The sequence below is a fragment of the Aestuariispira insulae genome (assembly GCF_003385955.1).
Lineage (GTDB): Bacteria > Pseudomonadota > Alphaproteobacteria > UBA8366 > Aestuariispiraceae > Aestuariispira > Aestuariispira insulae.
On record NZ_QRDW01000004.1, the window covers coordinates 150,953 to 168,337 of the forward strand.

The window sequence follows — 17,385 nt, forward strand, 5'->3', positions numbered from 1 at the left end:
ATGAGTGCCTTGGCGGAAGACGAAAGACAGGCGCCGGACATGTCTCGTGAAACCTTCATGGCTTTTCTGGCTGATGAGGAGACCACCGCCGTTGTTGCAGCGGCAGTGAAAAAGGCGGGTCTGCCGGAAAACCGTGTCTATACGGATGGCATCGACAAAGCGGTCTCTATGCTCTCCGACATGGAAACACCGAATCTCATCCTGGTGGATATCGGTTCAAACAGCAATCCGGAATCCGTGTTGGATCGGCTTGCGGAAGTCTGTGATCCCGGCACGGAAGTCATTGTGATCGGGCTGGAAAATGACGTGGCACTCTATCGGCGACTGATTCAGATGGGCGTAAGAGACTATCTCACCAAACCCCTATCAGAAGAGGATCTGCTGAGTGCGCTGGCGCCCAAAGAGCCTAAAAAAGGTCCCGCGGAAAACAGCGGAAAAGAGGCGGAGATTGATATTGTCCTGTCGGCCAAAGGCGGGGCAGGTGCATCAACTCTGGCGGTGAATACTGCCTGGTCCTATGCGCATGATCGCGGCTGGCGCACGATTGTATTGGATCTGGATCCTTATTTCGGAACCACAGCGCTGCAGTTGGATCTGGAGCCGGGGCGCGGTTTTCGGGAGGCACTGGAAAATCCCGATCGGGTGGATGATTTGTTTCTGGAACGCGCCATGGTTCGTGTTGATGACAAATTCTTTCTGCTCGGCAGTGAGGAGAATCTATCCAATCCGATTGACGCCTCGGAGGAAAGCATAGGTCGGATCATAGATCTAACTCGCAAGGGCTTTGACCGGATTGTGGTCGACCTGCCGCAAGCCCAACTCCCCTACGCAAAGCCGCTTCTGGAAATTGCCTCGTCGCTCACGGTGGTGACGGATATGACCCTGGCGGGATTGCGTGATGTTTTAAGAATAAAAACAGCGGTCAAGGAATTGGGGATCGGTTGTCGTTTTCTGGTGGTTGCCAATCATGTAGGCCTGTCCAAGGCCGGTGAACTGCCCCAGGCAACATTTGAGAAAAACCTCGGTGCCGAACTGTCGGCGATGATCCCGCAACAGGCCGATCTGTTCATGAAAAGCGTTGAAGATGGCAAGCCGATCCTGGCGCAAGGCAAAAGTGGCAAGGCGATCGCCGAAACACGCAAGGCGGCACAGGCAATGTCTGGCGTCAAAGAAGAAAAATCCGGCGGTATTCTGGCCAGGTTACTCAAAGGCAAGGGAGGCAAATGATGTTTGGACGCAGAACGCCCCCACCAAAACCGGCATCAGTGGTCGAAATTGACGATTATCGTGCCAAGGAACAAAAGGAAACCAGTGCAGCTGTCCCCAAAACGGATGAGCGCGCAGTCGCGCCCAAAGATGCAGAAGGGGTGTTGGACGGTGGGGATCATCACGAGAATCTTGTGAACGCCACAATCACGGAATTTTTCAAACGCAATAAACCTGTCACCGTCCTGATCATGCCGCGCCAGGAAGCCTCCAACAGCGTGCAATCCACGTTGGAAGAAGTACTGATGAAAGAAGGCGTCGAGGTGGCTCCGCATGATAAAAGGGACCTGGTGACATCAGCCCTCAATGAAATCCTGTTCGAAGCCCGCAAGCAGGCGCCAGACGGCGAGAGCGACGCGCGCGCGGCCCAGAAAACAAAATCCACCATCGACCATGCCAAAGAGGCGGTGCAGAACATTCTTCTCGACAGGATTGATATTGCCAAGGTGCTGGAAACACCGCGCGGTGAATTGGCCAGCCAGGTGAATGAGGTTGTCGAGGAAATCCTCGAAGATGAGCATATCCAGCTTAATACGGTCGAACAGCGCGATCTTGTCACTTTGCTGTTGAATGACATGCTGGGTCTCGGGCCGCTTGAACCGTTGCTGGCGGACGAGGCCGTCACCGATATCATGGTGAACGGAGCCAAACAGATCTATGTGGAGCGCAAGGGAAAGCTGGAACTCACTGACGTGACATTCCGAGATGATGCCCATGTGATGAATATCGCCAGTCGGATTGTGTCCCGGATCGGACGCCGCATTGATGAAACCACCCCCCTGGTGGATGCGCGTCTGGAAGATGGCAGCCGTGTGAATATCATTATTCCGCCGCTGGCCATTGATGGCCCCAGCATTTCCATCCGTAAATTCTCTGAAAAGAAAATTACCCTGGATGTGATGGAGCGCCAACGGAATGTCTCGCCAGCCATGGCAAAGGTTTTGAAAATCGCCTCGCGCTGTCGGTTGAATATCCTGATTTCCGGCGGTACGGGCTCAGGGAAGACCACTATGTTGAATGCACTTTCGCACATGATTGATGTGGGGGAGAGGATCTGCACCATCGAGGATGCGGCGGAATTGCAGCTTCAGCAGCCTCATGTGGTTCGTCTGGAGACCCGGCCGCCGAACCTGGAGGGGAAGGGCGAGATCACCATGCGTGAATTGCTGAAAAACACCCTTCGCATGCGGCCAGACCGGATCATTTTGGGTGAGATCAGGGGCTCTGAAGCCCTGGATATGCTGCAGGCCATGAATACCGGTCATGACGGTTCCATGTGTACGATCCATGCCAACAACCCGCGCGAGGCTTTGACCCGGCTTGAAAATATGGTGGCAATGGCCGGTGTGAAACTGCCCCATGAGGCAGTGCGGTCACAAATTGCCAATGCCGTGCATCTGGTGGTGCAGGTATCCAGGATGCGCGACGGGGTACGTCGGGTTTCCAAGGTGACGGAAATTGCCGGGATGGAAGGGGAGATTGTGACGACCCAGGACCTCTTCACCTATCAATTTACCGGCGAGGATGCCGAGGGTAACTTGACCGGCGAGTTTATCAGCAGCGGTTTGCGTCCGGTTTTCATGACCCGGGCTCAATATTACGGACTTGAAAAAGCCCTGATGCAGGCCATGGCGGCGGAGAGCGATCATGCTAACGCTTGAGTTCATGATACTCATCGCCCTGGCGGGCGGATGCGCCTTTTGCATGGTTCTGATGCTGGCCGGAGGCGGCAAACATAAGAAAATTGTGAAACGCCGCCTGGATGATTTTCAGAAATATCAGGGCAAACATCATGCATCGGATCAAACCGGGAACGCATCGCTTAAGAAGGCTAAGCAAAGCGAAAAACGCTGGCTAACCTATGTGATCAAGATTTTGCCGCGTCGCCAACGTCTTGAATATTTGCTGTCACAGACGGGCAAGGACATCACCATTTCCCAGTTTCTGCTTTTTTCCTTCGGCATCGGGGTGATGGTAGCCGCACTTGCCTATGTGATTGGTCGACTGCCTCTTCCTTTGACCGCATTAATCGGACTTTCGGCTGGCCCGTTCATCGTTTCGGTTGCCATCAAATATATGATTTCAAAACGGTGCATGCTGTTTTTGAAGGATTTTCCGGATGCTATCGAATTGCTGGTCCGCGGATTGAAAGCAGGCCTGCCGATCGGTGAATCGATCGCATCGGTCAGTCGCGAATTTACCGGCCCGATTTCCGAAGAGTTTGTCAAAATCACTGAAGCCGTCAAAATAGGAACGCCGTTGAATGACGCTTTATGGGCGGCCTGCAACCGGATGCCGGTCCAGGAATTGAAGTTCTTTGTGATTTCCCTGTCGATCCAGCAGGATACTGGCGGAAACCTTGGGGAGACTCTTGGAAATCTCGCCCAGATCCTGCGTCGGCGAAAAACCATGAAACTGAAAATCAAGGCGCTGTCTTCTGAAGCGCGCGCCAGTGCCTATATCCTGGGATCGCTGCCCTTTGTCCTGTTTGGGATCATCATGTTGGTTTCAACCGATTATGCCATGATCCTGATCGAGGATAGCCGCGGACAAAAGGCAGCGGCAGTCGGGATTGGATTGATTGTCATTGCCGGTGTGGTCATGGGCAAGATGGTGAGGTTCCGGATATGAATTTTGGTGAATTCAACGATGTCGACTGGCTGACCTTCCTGGCGGGTTTTTCTGTCCTGGCTGTATATGGTGCTCTTTGGTTCGTCCTGGCAGAACGCAATCAGGGCATGAAGCGCGATAAGGCGCTCAGGGCCTATGTGCTGAACCAGCAAGGGCAATTGGTTAAATCAAAGCGCCGCCAAAGCCTGAAAACCAATACCCGCAGCTTCATCAGGGTCATCATCGAAAAGCTGAATTTGATGAAAAGCCATCATGCCGATGCGATTGCGCAACGTCTTGTACTGGCGGGATTGCGGTCAAAAGACTCTCTTGTGATCTATCTCTTCTGCAAACTGGTGATGCCGATTGTGCTGGGCATGATTGCAGGTTTTGTTCTCTTTGTCATAAAACCTGTCGAATTCGGCATGATGGGTAAGGTGTTCGTTGCCATGCTGGCGGTCTTCATCGGCTCGAAACTGCCCGACATCGTGGTCAAGCAACTGGTCAAAAAGCGCCAGCTTGGCGTGATGCTGGGCGTACCGGATGCCCTGGATCTCATGGTGATCTGTGCCGAAGCCGGATTGGGATTGGCGGCCTCCTTAAAGCGGGTCTCCGCAGAAATGGCCGCAGCCTCGCCGGAAATTGCAGATGAATTTTCCCTCACGGCAGCGGAGTTAGGTTTCCTGCCGGAACGTCGGACAGCCCTTGAGAATCTTGCGCGCCGGACAGATATGCAGCAGATCCGAAGTGTTGTGAACACGTTGCTTCAGTCAGAAAAATACGGAACCCCATTGGCGGACTCGCTGCGCATACTTGCGGATGAATATCGCGATGAAAGGATGCTGAAAGCGGAAGAAAAGGCGGCCAAGCTTCCGGCGACCCTGACGGTTCCGATGGTCTTGTTCATTTTGCCGTCGCTTTTCATTGTCTTGCTCGCACCGGCAATTTTTCAGACTTTGGATTCGGTTTCGGGCATGTAAAGCAGGACAGATAGAGATTGCACCGGAACCTATGGGTCCGTTCCGGGCATATGAAGGGCCGTGGTTTGTGGCGAATCGCGGCCCTTCGCCTTTTCAGGTCATTTACTGCCGAGCAATTGGCTGTTGAAGATAAATTGCGCTCGCTGGGCCGGGCTCATTTCCGGCAGCCTTTTGAAAGCAACCAAATTGTTTTCGAGTAACTCGCCCTGGGAAATCTGGCTTAATTCCGTTCTGGCGCGTGCTTCTTTGCCGTCCATGATCAGCGCCATGCCAAGATTTTGCCGATAGCTGGCTTTATCCGGGTGCGTTTCTACCAGCTTTTCAAGCCGTGTGACCGCTTCATTAGCCTGGCCGCCGATAATGTAGGACAGGGCAAGATTATTCTGAGTAGCCGGATTATCGGGTTCGATTTTCAAGGCGCGCTGATAACTGATCCGTGCCCGATCATTGTTCCCAGTCAGTTCCTGGGCAACCCCCAGACCGAGCATAGCGGGCACGGCATTGATATCGGAATCGATGGCCGCCTGGAAGGCCAGGGCGGCATTGGTGGGGTTGCGCGCCTTTAACCAGGCACGGCCTTCCTGAATGCGGGTTTGGGAAACGCGGTCAGGGCTGACCAGTTCCGCCAGTCTGCGATAGGAAATGGCGGCATTTCGATGGGCTCCGGTAAGGCTGTAATTGCGTGACAGGGCTTCGACCGGGCCGATGGCATTTGGAAAGCCCAGATTGGCCTGGCGGTAAAAAGCGATCGCGGCGTCAATATCGTTTCGTGATTCGGCCTTTTGCGCCAATTCCATCAGTTTTGTTTCGGAAACGGCATCTGATTCGATTTCTCTTTCCGGAGCCGTATTGCAGGCCACTAGGACCAGCGTCAAACAGAGGGCAGATAACCGTTTTGCATAAAAAACGCTGAAAATATTCTTCATCTTGGTTATCCTGCTCTTAAGAAAAGTCATATCATGGTAATCAAAAATAGTATTATGGCGTTGATTTTGTGTAACATAGCTTCAAAGATAGCATCCAAGTAATTTCTTTACCTTTCTTTTGCTAGTCATTATTTGTTATCCATTAACTCCGTGCTATTTTCGATTTATTGTTCAGGATCTTAGGGGCAAATCGGTCATGAATAACGCATATTTTGAGATGATCATCCTTATCGAGCGCTTGCACAGGCGTTTTTTGGATATCGTAAGGATTGAGCTGAATAACCGCGGTATTCGTGATATCAATGCCCCTCAGGCTTTGGTTCTTGCCAATATTGGTGATTCTGAGATCCTTGTTCGCGACCTGGTGGAACGGGGATATTACCTCGGTCAGAATGTGAATTATAGCATTCGCAAGCTGGTTGAATATGGCTATTTGAACCAGGAGCGGGACGAGCATGACAAACGCGCCGTTCGGGTATCCCTGACGGAAAAGGGAAAAGAGCTTATCCCGATGGTGCGCGGGATTGATCATTTGAATCAGGTTTCGGTCATGGACCAACCCATTGACGATGCTGAGATCGAAGGCATTTGCTCGACCTTGCGCAAGGTTGAACGCTGCTGGTCTGAATATATCCAATTCCGTCCCTATAACTGAACGCCAGACAGGCGGCTAATAACGCCGCTCAGATCAATTCCCGGAGCTCCATCTGATCAATCAGGTCCGGGATTTCACAGATATCAGTCAAACGGGTGAAATTCTGATGTGTGGGGTCCTTATGGTGGATTTCATGCACAGCGGTCATTTCATATGGGATATGCACTGCATGACCACCCAGTTCCAGAACCGGCACAATGTCAGACGGAACGGAATTGCCGATCATCATCACGCTGGCCGGATCAATGGACCATTCCTGGAATAGGGCGGAATAGGTTGCCACATCCTTTTCACTGACAACCTCGACATAGTCGAAAAGATCTGCGAGGCCGGATTTGTAAACTTTGTTGGTTTGGTCCAGAAGATCACCTTTGGTGATTATCGCCAGAAGATAGCGCTGTTTTAGGGTGCGCAAGACATCTTCCACGCCGATGAACAATCGCATCGGTGCATCCAGCATTTTTTTACCCATCATGACAATTTCGTGGATTTGCTGGGCCTCGATCCTGCCATCAGAAAGGTCAATGGCGGTTTCCACCATGGAAAGGGTGAAGCCCTTGATGCCATAACCAAACAGTTTGATATTTTGCTTTTCGGTTTTGCCCAGCGCCGCATCCACTTTTTCGCGTGGCGCATATTGTTCTAGAATGTCACCCAATCGTTTTTGGGTATCCTGAAACATGTCTTCCGTATGCCAGAGTGTGTCGTCCGCATCGAAAGCAATCAGTCGAAGCATGGGCGTCAGATACCTTTCTTGGTTATTCTTGTCCTGACAGTCTTTCCAATAGTTTAGCCTTAGTTTGCGAATCTGCAAAGCTTGCCGTGATGGCATTTTTGGTGAATCCGATCAACTGAGCGCGGGAGAGGCCCCACTGGGCCGCCGCCAGCTCGTATTCACCGCCGATGGTGCAGCCAAAATGCGGCGGGTCATCGGAATTCAAAGTAACGATACAGCCTGCCTCCAAGAGTTTGGGCAGGGAATGTTCCGCCATTGTTGGGAAAACCTTCAGGGCGATATTGCTGGTCGGGCAGACCTCAAATGCGATCTTGGCATCAATCGCTCGCTTCAAAACGGCCGGGTCCTCGACGATGCGTACTCCATGACCGATCCGAGTGATCGGCAGGTTGTCCAGGGCATCGGTAATACTCTCCGGCCCAACCACCTCACCGGCATGCGCGGTACAGGGCAGGCCGGTCGCCGCCACAATGTCAAAGGCCGGTTTGAAATCCAGGCAACTATGCAGCTTTTCATCGCCCGCCATGCCGAAACCCACCACATAGGGGTGGGGATGGTCGACAGTGGTTTGGGCGACAATAACAGCCCGCTCGGGTCCCAGATGGCGGATACAGGTCATGATAATGCGGCAGATGATGCCGAAATCCGCTTCTGCCCGGTCGATTGCCGCGGCGAGATGGCCGACCATCTCGGGATAATTCAAGCCGGCCTGTTCCCCATGATCCTGGGAACCGAAAAACTCCACATAGATCACACCTTCCGCGGCGCAGCGTCGAAGATAGTCATAGACAACATCTTCATAATCCAGGCCGGTTCGAATGCAACCGGCAACCAGATCAAAACCATCCAGGAAATGATTGAAATTGTCCCAGTGATAGCGATCCGATAGGCCGTTTAACGCCTGGGGCAGCGTTATGCCGTTGCGATCGGCCAGTTTACGGGCCAGCTCAGGCGTGATCGTGCCTTCGATATGGACATGCAGCTCAGCTTTGGGCAGGGATTTGATTGTCATCATGCAAATCCTCGAAGCGGCAGGGACGGATCCCGGATCAGCCAATTGTCTTCCGGATAGGCGCAAGCGCCATCAATGACATGGAGGGTATAGGCATGGCGGGAATAATCGGACCGGTTAGGGCCACTCTTGTGCGGCATCTTACCGTGCAGCAGGATCAGCGAACCTTTCGGGACCTCCAGGGGGACATCTTCATTTTCCGGCCAGGGACTGTCATCCAACTGTTCCATCACCATTTTCCCGTCCCGGCGCAGGAACCTCTGGCGCAACGTGCCGGTATGGGCACCAGGTATTCCCCAGAGGCAGCCATTTTCCACTGTGGCATCTTCGAGCGCGAACCAGAAACCGATCACACTCAGTGGTTCGGTATAAAGGAAAGTGGAATCCTGATGACAATTCACTTCACCGCCGATATGCGGCTGTTTGAAGATATACATCGACTGCAACAACAGCGGATCGGAAAGGCCGAGATCCTGCGAGAGCCGTGCCAGTTTCCCGGTGCGGGAAAAGGCCTGGAATTCCGGATCCAGATCATGCATGGCATGACCCATTTTGTTGATGGAAAGAGCTTTTTCCTGTTTCAGATTGCCATTTTCATCAAAGGCTTCTTCTTCAAAGAAGAAATGAATCTTATCCCCGGATTCCTGGAAATAGGCATCCTTGGCATGGGATCGGGTCTTGGTGGAAAAAACTGTTGAGATCCCGCTGGGATCAAAGGCATCGACTAAAGCATTTGCCTGATCCTTCAAACGGTCGCATGCATCGGAGGAGACAAAATCCTCCAGAATCAAAAAGCCATCGCGGTTAAAGGCGGACAGCATTTCCGGCGTCAGGTGGCCATCAACTGTCGCGTGAAAGCGTGGTGGCATCTGCATATACAATTCCCCCAAAGATTTTTGTTTTTCTTAGAAACAGGCCGTGCCATGGGCCAATGGACCAACATCCAGATGGGTCGCAATTGTCTGACCCATATCGGCAAATGTGCGCCTGCGGCCCAGGTTTTTTGCTTCAATTCCCGGCCCATAAAAAATGACTGGCACATGTTCCCGGGTATGATCACTTCCGGGCCAGGTCGGGTCACAACCGTGATCTGCGGTGATCAAAACCAGGTCACCCGGTTTCAGGATAGCATCCAGTTCGGGCAGGCGCTGGTCAAACTCTTCCAATGCATTGGCATAACCCGCCACATCCCGCCGATGGCCGAATGAGCTGTCGAAATCCACAAAATTGGTGAAAACCAGGGAGCCGTCCGGCGCATCACGCACGACATCAAGTGTTGCGTCAAACAGAGCCATATTGCCGTTGGCCTTTACTTTGCGGGTGATGCCTTTGCCGGCGAAGATATCGGCAATCTTTCCGATTGAAATCACTTCGTTGCCCTGGGCGCTGATCAGATCCAGCAGGGTATCTGCATGGGGCAGGGTGGTATAGTCCCGCCGGTTGCCTGTCCGCGCAAAATCATCGGCATTTTGCCCGATGAAGGGACGGGCGATCACCCGGCCGACTTCTAGCTTTTTGGTCAACCGTTTGGCGATCTCGCAAATCTCATAGAGCCGATCCAGGCCAAAATGCTCTTCATGGGCGGCAATCTGAAAAACAGAATCCGCGCTCGTATAGCAGATCGGCTTGCCGGTGCGGATATGTTCTTCCCCCAGCTTGGCAATGATCTCGGTCCCGGACGCATGGCAATTTCCCAGAATGCCTGGAATATTGGCTTCGCGGATAAATTCCTCGATCAGCTCGTCGGGGAAGCTTGGAACCGTGTTTGGAAAAAAGCCCCAGTCAAACTCAACCGGCAGGCCAGCAATCTCCCAATGACCGCTGGGTGTGTCCTTGCCTTTGCTGACCTCTGCGGCATGTCCATAGGCACCGGCTAGGGTATGGCCATTCAGCTCCAGTCCCGCGGGTTCATGGCCACTGCTGCCTTTTGCGGCAAGGCCGAGGCCCCGTTTCACCAGATTGGGCAGGGTCAAGGGCCCGTTGCGTAATGCATTATCGGCCTTACCTTCGGCACAATGGCTGGCAATATGGCCCAATGTGTCGGCACCCTGGTCGCCAAAGCTTGGTGCGTCTTCAGTCGCGCCAAGGCCAAATGAATCCATTACCAGAATGATTGCCCGTGCCATCGTCTTATTCCTGAATATCAATTACCGTTTGGACCGGATCCGGATGATTCGGTCCTGTTAGGCAAAATGGGTTCAATCGCCCCGGCGTTCAATGACCGGCTTGCCGGTTTCCCGTGCGTTGCCGCCAATTTCAATTGCCTGCAGGATGGCATCCGCCGCTTTTTCAGCTGCTGCTTCACTGCGGGCATGAATGGTGGCCAGCGGGGTCTGGTTGTCCAGTTTGTCGCCAAGACTCGCAAAATCGGTCAGGCCAACAGCATAGTCGATTTTGTCGCTGGCCACACGGCGGCCGCCGCCAAGCTCAACCACGGCAACCCCGACGGCGCGGGTGTCAATGGCAGTGACAAAGCCCGGTTCATTCACGAAAAGCTCTTTTCTAACAGGAGCTTCTTCGAGATAGCTGCGGCTTCTCTCGACAAAGTCGACGGGGCCGCCCAAGGCGGCAACCATTTTGCCGAATACCTCGGTGGCCGCACCGCTATCGAGGGCTGCCTGGGCTTTCTGCTGGCCTTCTTCGAAACTGCCTACCAGGCCGCCGAGACGCAGCATGTCGGCCGCAAGGGCGATGACAATCTCGTGCAGGCGCGGTTCCCGCTTGGCCGGATTGGTCAGGTAATCAACGGTTTCGCGCATTTCAACCGCGTTGCCCACATGCCAGCCCAAGACCTGGTTCATATCGGTGATCAGGGCGGATGTTTTTACGCCTGCGTGATTGGCCACGGCCACGATGCTTTCAGCCAGTTCCTGCGCCATTTCCAGGCTGTCTGCAAAGGCACCATTGCCGGTTTTTACATCCATCGCCAGACCGTCAAGGCCCGCCGCCAGCTTCTTCGACAGAATGCTGGCGGTGATCAGCGGCACGGATTCGACCGTCGCGGTCACATCGCGGATGCCGTAAAACCGCTTGTCTGCCGGGGCTAGGTTGCCGGTCTGGCCGATGATGGCGCAGCCCACTTCCTTGACCACCTTGCGGAAGGTGGCGTCATCGGGGGAAACGGAATAGCCCGGGATGGAATCAAATTTGTCCAACGTGCCGCCGGTATGGCCCAGGCCGCGGCCCGAGATCATCGGCACAAAACCGCCGCAGGCGCCGACAATGGGGCCCAGCATCAGGCTCACCTTATCCCCGACACCGCCGGTGGAATGCTTGTCGAGGACCGGGCCGCCCAGATCGTCATTATCCCATTCCAGCACGGTGCCGGAATGCATCATGCCGCGGGTAAGGGCGATCCGCTCATCCATGGTCATGCCGTTGAAAAAGACCGCCATGGCCAGGGCAGCGATCTGTCCTTCACTGACCGAATTTTCGGTGATGCCTTTAACAAAGAAAGCAATCTCTTCGTTGGAAAGGGCCTTGCCGTCGCGTTTTTTGCGAATAATTTCTTGTGCTAACATATTTCCACTCAATAACCGGAGGAGGCAGGGGCCGGGGCATCATCGCCGTCCAGAACTGCAATAAGGCTGGTCAGGACGCCACTTGCGCCAAACCGGAAACGGTCGGGATTGACCCAGCCTTCACCCATGATTTTATCGGCAAGCGCTAGATAATTACCCGCCGTTGCCACATCCTTGATGCCGCCGGACGGTTTGAAGCCCGCTTCAGAGCCTGTGTCGCGCAGGGTTTCCAGCATTATTTTTGCCGCTTCCGGTGTCGCGGAAACCGGCACCTTGCCGGTGGAGGTCTTGATAAAATCCGCACCATTGGCAAGAGAGAGCTCGCTGGCCTTCCGGATGCTGTCCGCGTCGGGCATACAGCCGGTTTCCAGAATGACTTTCAAACGGCCATACTCGCCACAGGCTTTTTTGCAGGCTGCAACCAATTGTGCCGCAGTATCAACATCCCCGCGCAGGAAGGCGCGATAGGGGAAGACAACATCCACTTCATCACCGCCGGCCTCAATGATCTGCTGGCTGGTATGGACGGCCTGGTCAATATCGGACCCACCATCCGGAAAGTTGGAAACGGCAGCGATCTTCACCGGCTTGTCTTTCAATAACTCGGCCGCCAGCGCAACAAAGCGCGGCCAGACACAGACCGCAGCCACATGGCCATGCGGTGTGACTGCCTTGGCGCAAAGGGCCCGGATTGTCTCTTCGCTATCGGTATCATTCAAGCTGGTCAGGTCCAGCAGGGAGAGCGCGCGTTTTGCGATATCCTTGTCCGAGGTCATGAAAGCGATCCTTCCAGCAGGGCGGTGATCAATGTCTGCACTTTGGCAGCGCCCTCGGCTGCATTGTCCATGGTCTGTTCGTGGCTGAGGGCGGTTGTACTCATGCCCGCGGCCATATTGGTCACGATCGACATGGCGGCAACCTTCATGCTGGCTTCGCGGGCCAGGATCACTTCCGGCACGGTGGACATACCGACCGCATCAGCTCCGAGGGTCTTAGCCATGCGGATTTCCGCCGCCGTCTCAAAATGCGGCCCACAGAACCAGGCATAAACGCCTTGGTGCAGGGTAATGCCATTATCCTTGGCGATTGTCTCCAGTTTGGTGCGAATTGACGGATCATAGGCATCCACCATATCAACAAAACGGCTGTTGCCGGTCTCGTTGAACAGGGGTGAGACACCGGTCAGATTGATATGGTCATTGAGCATGATGACCGCGCCGGGTTGGGCCTCTTCCAACAAACTGCCGGCAGCGTTGGTCAGGATCAGGGTCTCGCAGCCAATCGCTTTCAGGGTGCGTACAACCTCTTTCATCGCTGCCGGGTTGCCATGCTCGTAATAATGGGCGCGGCCCTGGCAGACGGCCACATCGGTCTGGCCAACGCGGCCCAGCACCAGGCGGCTGGCATGGCCATGCACGCCGCTGGGCGGGAAACCGTCCAGTTCTTCATAGCCAATCACATGGGCATCTTCGACCGCATCGGCAAAACCGCCGAGGCCGGATCCCAACACAATCCCCACTTTGGGAGCAAAGCCGTTGGTCTTTTTTTTGATGACCTTAGCTGCATCTGTCATTCGAGATTCTCCGGCCCGAAAGAATCGGGCAACAATTCATTGAGAGTAAACGTTTTTTTCAAACCATCCGGACCGCAGACATGAATAGGGGTGTCCGGCCTGGAAAATTCGCGGATCTTTTGCCGACAGCCGCCGCAAGGCGTTACCAAACCGTCCCCGCCGCCGATCACGGCAATTTCCTCGATTCTGCGGGCGCCATCACGCACCATGGCGGAAATGGCAGAGGCCTCCGCGCAGCATCCTTCCGGATAGGCGGCGTTTTCCACATTGCACCCGCTATAGAGTTTACCATTTTCCGCCTGCAATGCGGAGCCTACATGGAAATTGGAATAGGGCGCATAAGCCTGTTCCATGGCGGCCTTGGCCAAATCAAACAGTTTTTGATCCATATTACCGTTCCTTCACATAGGGAACGCCGATTGCCTTGGGCGCAATCGCTTTGCCGATAAAGCCAGCCAACAGCACCACCGTCAGGATATAGGGCAGGGCCTGGATAAACTGGACCGGCACTTCTCCGATGCCCGGCAGCACGACGCCCTGAAGGCGGATTGAAACCGCATCGAGGAACCCGAACATCAGGCAGGCCAGCATGGCCGGCACGGGACGCCATTTGCCGAAAATCATGGCGGCAAGCGCGATATAGCCTTGGCCCGCGGACATTTCCCGGACGAAAGACGCATTCTGCGCCACCGACAGATAGGTGCCAGCAATCCCGGTCAAAATTCCGCAGATCATCACCGCACGGTAGCGCAGGAAGGTTACGGAAATACCGGCCGTATCGACTGCGTTTGGATTTTCGCCGACGGCCCGCAGGCGCAGGCCAAAGCGGGTCTTGTACACCACCCAGCTGGTGACTGCTACAAGGGCAAAAGCGAGATAGACCAAAAGGTTATGCCCGCTGATTACTTTGGCATAGAAGGGACCGATGACCGGAATTTCTGAAAGCGTTTCCGCGAGCGGAAAATGGATCGGCAGGAAGCGCGCTTCCTGGGGCAGGGTCGGCGTCTGTCCGCCTTGATGGAACCAAACCACGCCCAAAACGACAGTCAGGCCGGAAACCAGGATATTGATGGCAACGCCGCTGACCACATGGTTGCCATTGTGGGTGATACAGGCAAACCCATGGAGCAGGCTGAGACCGACGGCAATCAGGATGCCACCGCCAAGCCCGACCCAGGCGGAGCCGGTGACATAGGCAACACCGGCAGCCACAAAGGCCGCAGCCAACATTTTGCCTTCCAGACTGATATCGATGATGCCCGACCGTTCCGAGAAAAGGCCCGCCATGGCACAAAGAATCAAAGGCGTGGAGACACGCACCGTCCCGGCGAGGGTGGAGATGGCGATATTAATCAGGTCTTCCATGATTATGCCTCCTTCTCAGCGGGTTTGGGGTCGGATTGCAGCATGTAAAACAGGCCCTCGATCCAGGGTTTGCACATATAGGTGAGCGCACCGCAGAAGAGAATGATCAGGCCCTGAATGGCGACAACAAATTCCCGGCTGAATGCTGGGATCTCAAAGGCAAGTTCGGCACCGCCCTGATACAGGATGCCAAAAAGCAGACTGGCCAATACGATGCCCACGGGGTGGTTCCGTCCCATCAGGGAGACAGCAATACCAGTGAAGCCGTAACCGGCAACAAAGTTCAACAGAACCTTATGATGGACCCCCATGACTTCATTCATGCCGACAAAGCCTGCCAGCGCGCCGGAAATGCCCAGGGCGACCATGACGATTTTGCGAGAATCGATACCGGCATATTGTGCCGCGGATTCATTTTGCCCGACGGTTCGCAGCATATAACCCCAACGGGTGCGCCAAATGAATATCCAGACAAAGATGCAGCAAACAACCGCCCAGAACAGGCTTCCATTGAGAGGCGTAGCCGCGGTTTCAATGCCAAACCAGCCGAGAATCTCATGCATGAAAGGCATATGGGCATTATCTGCAAAAACCCGGCTTTCCGGGGACATTTGCGCCGGAGCCTTGATCACATCCACCAGCAGGTAGTTCATCAGGAAATAGGCGATGAAGTTGAACATAATCGTAGTGATCACGATATGGCTGCCGCGATAGGCCTGAAGATAGGCCGGAACCGCGACCCAGGCCGTGCCAAATAGGGCAGCAGCCATGATGGCCAGTGGCAGCAGCATCCAGAAAGGCAGGATGCCATCCAGGGCCAGCAGGATCAGCCCGACACCCAGGCCGCCGATATAGGCCTGGCCCTCGCCACCGATATTGAACAGGCTTGCATGGAACGCCACAGCCACGGCCAAACCGGTGAAGATGAAGTTAGTGGTGTAATACAGAGTATATCCGAGGGATTCTTCATATCCGAAAGCGCCCAGGATCAGGATTTCCAACGCTTCAAACGGATCTTCCCCGATCGCCAGCACGATAAGTCCGGCCACGAACAGGGCCAGCAGAATATTGATCAGGGGAATAAGCGCGACATCCGCCCAGACGGGCAGGGGCTTCTTTACCTTGGTGCTCATGCCTGACCCTCTTGTTTTTGCTTGTTATTGCGCGGCAAAGCGTTGGCCATCATCAGGCCCAATGTCTTTTCATCCGCATCTTTGCCGCTGACTTCGCCGACAATGCGGCCCTCAAACATGACCAGGATCCGGTCGGCGAGGGACATGACCTCGTCCAGTTCAACGGATACCAGCAGAATCGCGCTGCCCTCATCGCGCATGGCGACAATCTGTTTATGGATGAATTCAATCGCCCCGATATCGACGCCGCGGGTCGGTTGCCCGACCAGAAGCACAGACGGCTTGTCCTTCATTTCACGCGCCAGGATCAGCTTTTGTTGGTTCCCGCCGGAAAAATTGGCGGACTTCAAAGAAGGATCGCGCGGGCGGACGTCAAAACTCTCCATCAAATCGGCGCAATGGTTCCGGATCGCATCCGGCTTGGTCAGGATCCTGCCGTTATAGGCGGGATCAAGATGATAGCCGAGGATGGAGGATTCAGCGGCATTGAAGGTTTTGACGAGCCCTAAACGCAGGCGGTCTTCCGGGACATGTGCACATCCCAGGTCCCGGATTTCTGCGGCATCCTTGGGATTGTTCGCATTCACCGTGACGCCGTTCAAGACAAAGGAGCCTTCGGAAACGGGCTGAATGCCAGATAAAGCCTCCAAAAGCTCGCTCTGGCCGTTGCCGGATACACCGGCAATGCCGACAATCTCTCCGGCTCGGATGCCGAAGGAAACATGATCCAGACGGTCGATCCCCTGGGAATCGGTGACGGTCAGATTATCCACGTCCAACAGCATGGCCTGGGGATTTGGATCGTCCTTATCGATCTCAATGCGAACCTTGCGCCCGACCATCAATTCCGCCAGTTCCTCGCGGTTGGTCTCGGATGTTTTTCGGTCGGCCACAATCTTGCCCTGGCGCATGATGGAGACGTTATTGGTGATTGCCATGATTTCGCGCAGTTTATGCGTGATCAGGATTACCGTGACCCCCTGGGAGCGAAGCGAGTCCAGGATTTTGAAAAGCTGGTCGGTCTCCTGCGGGGTCAGAACTCCGGTCGGTTCGTCAAGAATCAGGATTTCCGCGCCGCGATAAAGCGCCTTGAGGATCTCCACACGCTGCTGCTCGCCAACCGGAAGCTCTTCCGTGATGGCGTCGAGATTGACGAACAGGCCATATTCCCGTTCAAGCCGCTCCAGCTCCGTGCGGGCGGCCGCGATGCTGCCGGACAGCATGGCGCCCGATTCGGCGCCCAGCATGATATTCTCAAGGACTGTAAAATTATCCACCAGCATGAAATGCTGGTGCACCATGCCGATGCCGGCTTTGATAGCATCGGTGGAGTTTTTGATTTTGGTTTTTTTGCCAGAAATATAAATGTCGCCGCGATCGGCTTCGTAAAATCCATAAAGAATGCTCATAAGCGTGGATTTGCCGGCGCCATTCTCACCCACGATGCCGTGAATGGTGCCTTTCGGCACAGAGAGATTGACGTCATCATTGGCCTGAACAGGGCCAAATGCCTTGCTAATGCCACGCAGATTGATGGCAGCCGGAGAGCTTTCGCTCTCCGGCTGGACCATTTCTACCAACGTTTCCGTGTTAGCCATTGCTGGATAA

Annotated in this window: 17 protein-coding genes; 5 read left to right on the plus strand and 12 right to left on the minus strand. The window is 54.4% G+C overall.

Annotation, left to right across the window (positions count from 1 at the left end):
- The 4 genes from DFP90_RS11560 to DFP90_RS11575 are packed head-to-tail and all read left to right on the plus strand — an operon-like array spanning position 1 to position 4,856.
- Entirely contained in the window at positions 1–1,227 is a 1,227-nt protein-coding gene (locus DFP90_RS11560) for a CpaE/TadZ family protein (protein WP_115936650.1), read from the plus strand.
- Positions 1,224–2,927, plus strand: coding sequence for a TadA family conjugal transfer-associated ATPase (locus tag DFP90_RS11565; protein WP_245957043.1), 1,704 nt, complete (start codon positions 1,224–1,226; stop codon positions 2,925–2,927). The genes DFP90_RS11560 and DFP90_RS11565 overlap by 4 nt, the downstream gene beginning before the upstream one ends.
- A complete protein-coding gene (locus tag DFP90_RS11570; RefSeq protein ID WP_115936651.1) occupies positions 2,914–3,897 on the plus strand; it encodes a type II secretion system F family protein in 984 nt (327 codons plus the stop codon). The genes DFP90_RS11565 and DFP90_RS11570 overlap by 14 nt, the downstream gene beginning before the upstream one ends.
- Positions 3,894–4,856, plus strand: coding sequence for a type II secretion system F family protein (locus DFP90_RS11575; RefSeq protein WP_115936652.1), 963 nt, complete (start codon positions 3,894–3,896; stop codon positions 4,854–4,856). The genes DFP90_RS11570 and DFP90_RS11575 overlap by 4 nt, the downstream gene beginning before the upstream one ends.
- A gap of 98 nt (positions 4,857–4,954) precedes the next feature.
- On the opposite strand, the gene DFP90_RS11580 is transcribed toward DFP90_RS11575, so the two are convergent.
- Positions 4,955–5,782 carry a tetratricopeptide repeat protein gene (locus tag DFP90_RS11580; protein WP_181905318.1) on the minus strand — a complete coding sequence of 276 codons (828 nt, stop codon included), beginning with the start codon at positions 5,780–5,782 and terminating at the stop codon, positions 4,955–4,957.
- A gap of 196 nt (positions 5,783–5,978) precedes the next feature.
- Here DFP90_RS11580 and DFP90_RS11585 point away from each other — a divergent pair, with 196 nt between their 5' ends.
- Complete coding sequence (locus DFP90_RS11585; RefSeq protein ID WP_115936654.1) at positions 5,979–6,437, plus strand: MarR family winged helix-turn-helix transcriptional regulator; 459 nt, start codon at positions 5,979–5,981, stop codon at positions 6,435–6,437.
- Positions 6,438–6,465: 28 nt separating this feature from the next.
- Here the strand turns inward: DFP90_RS11585 and DFP90_RS11590 are convergent, their stop codons facing one another.
- From DFP90_RS11590 to DFP90_RS11640, 11 genes are all read right to left on the minus strand, one after another.
- Entirely contained in the window at positions 6,466–7,173 is a 708-nt protein-coding gene (locus DFP90_RS11590) for an HAD family hydrolase (protein ID WP_181905319.1), read from the minus strand.
- Between the two features lie 22 nt (positions 7,174–7,195).
- Positions 7,196–8,188, minus strand: a complete 993-nt coding sequence (gene add / locus DFP90_RS11595) for an adenosine deaminase (protein WP_115936656.1) — start codon at positions 8,186–8,188, stop codon at positions 7,196–7,198.
- The gene (locus DFP90_RS11600) at positions 8,185–9,060 is read right to left on the minus strand and encodes a phytanoyl-CoA dioxygenase family protein (RefSeq protein ID WP_218044655.1); all 876 of its coding nucleotides are present in this window, start codon (positions 9,058–9,060) and stop codon (positions 8,185–8,187) included. Before DFP90_RS11600 ends, add begins: the two co-directional genes overlap by 4 nt.
- A 30-nt stretch (positions 9,061–9,090) precedes the next feature.
- Complete coding sequence (locus DFP90_RS11605; protein ID WP_115936657.1) at positions 9,091–10,311, minus strand: phosphopentomutase; 1,221 nt, start codon at positions 10,309–10,311, stop codon at positions 9,091–9,093.
- A 72-nt stretch (positions 10,312–10,383) separates the two neighbouring features.
- A complete protein-coding gene (gene deoA, locus DFP90_RS11610; protein ID WP_115936658.1) occupies positions 10,384–11,706 on the minus strand; it encodes a thymidine phosphorylase in 1,323 nt (440 codons plus the stop codon).
- Positions 11,707–11,714: 8 nt separating this feature from the next.
- Complete coding sequence (gene deoC, locus DFP90_RS11615) at positions 11,715–12,482, minus strand: deoxyribose-phosphate aldolase (protein ID WP_115936659.1); 768 nt, start codon at positions 12,480–12,482, stop codon at positions 11,715–11,717.
- Positions 12,479–13,279 (minus strand): purine-nucleoside phosphorylase, encoded by an 801-nt coding sequence (locus DFP90_RS11620; protein ID WP_115936660.1) that lies wholly within the window; start codon positions 13,277–13,279, stop codon positions 12,479–12,481. Before DFP90_RS11620 ends, deoC begins: the two co-directional genes overlap by 4 nt.
- On the minus strand, positions 13,276–13,668 hold the full coding sequence (gene cdd / locus DFP90_RS11625; RefSeq protein WP_115936661.1) for a cytidine deaminase: 393 nt from the start codon (positions 13,666–13,668) through the stop codon (positions 13,276–13,278). The genes DFP90_RS11620 and cdd overlap by 4 nt, the downstream gene beginning before the upstream one ends.
- Position 13,669: 1 nt before the next feature.
- Positions 13,670–14,644, minus strand: a complete 975-nt coding sequence (locus tag DFP90_RS11630) for an ABC transporter permease (RefSeq protein WP_115936662.1) — start codon at positions 14,642–14,644, stop codon at positions 13,670–13,672.
- 2 nt (positions 14,645–14,646) lie between these two features.
- On the minus strand, positions 14,647–15,777 hold the full coding sequence (locus tag DFP90_RS11635) for an ABC transporter permease (RefSeq protein ID WP_115936663.1): 1,131 nt from the start codon (positions 15,775–15,777) through the stop codon (positions 14,647–14,649).
- Positions 15,774–17,375 carry an ABC transporter ATP-binding protein gene (locus DFP90_RS11640; RefSeq protein ID WP_245957044.1) on the minus strand — a complete coding sequence of 534 codons (1,602 nt, stop codon included), beginning with the start codon at positions 17,373–17,375 and terminating at the stop codon, positions 15,774–15,776. Before DFP90_RS11640 ends, DFP90_RS11635 begins: the two co-directional genes overlap by 4 nt.
- Positions 17,376–17,385: the final 10 nt, after the last annotated feature.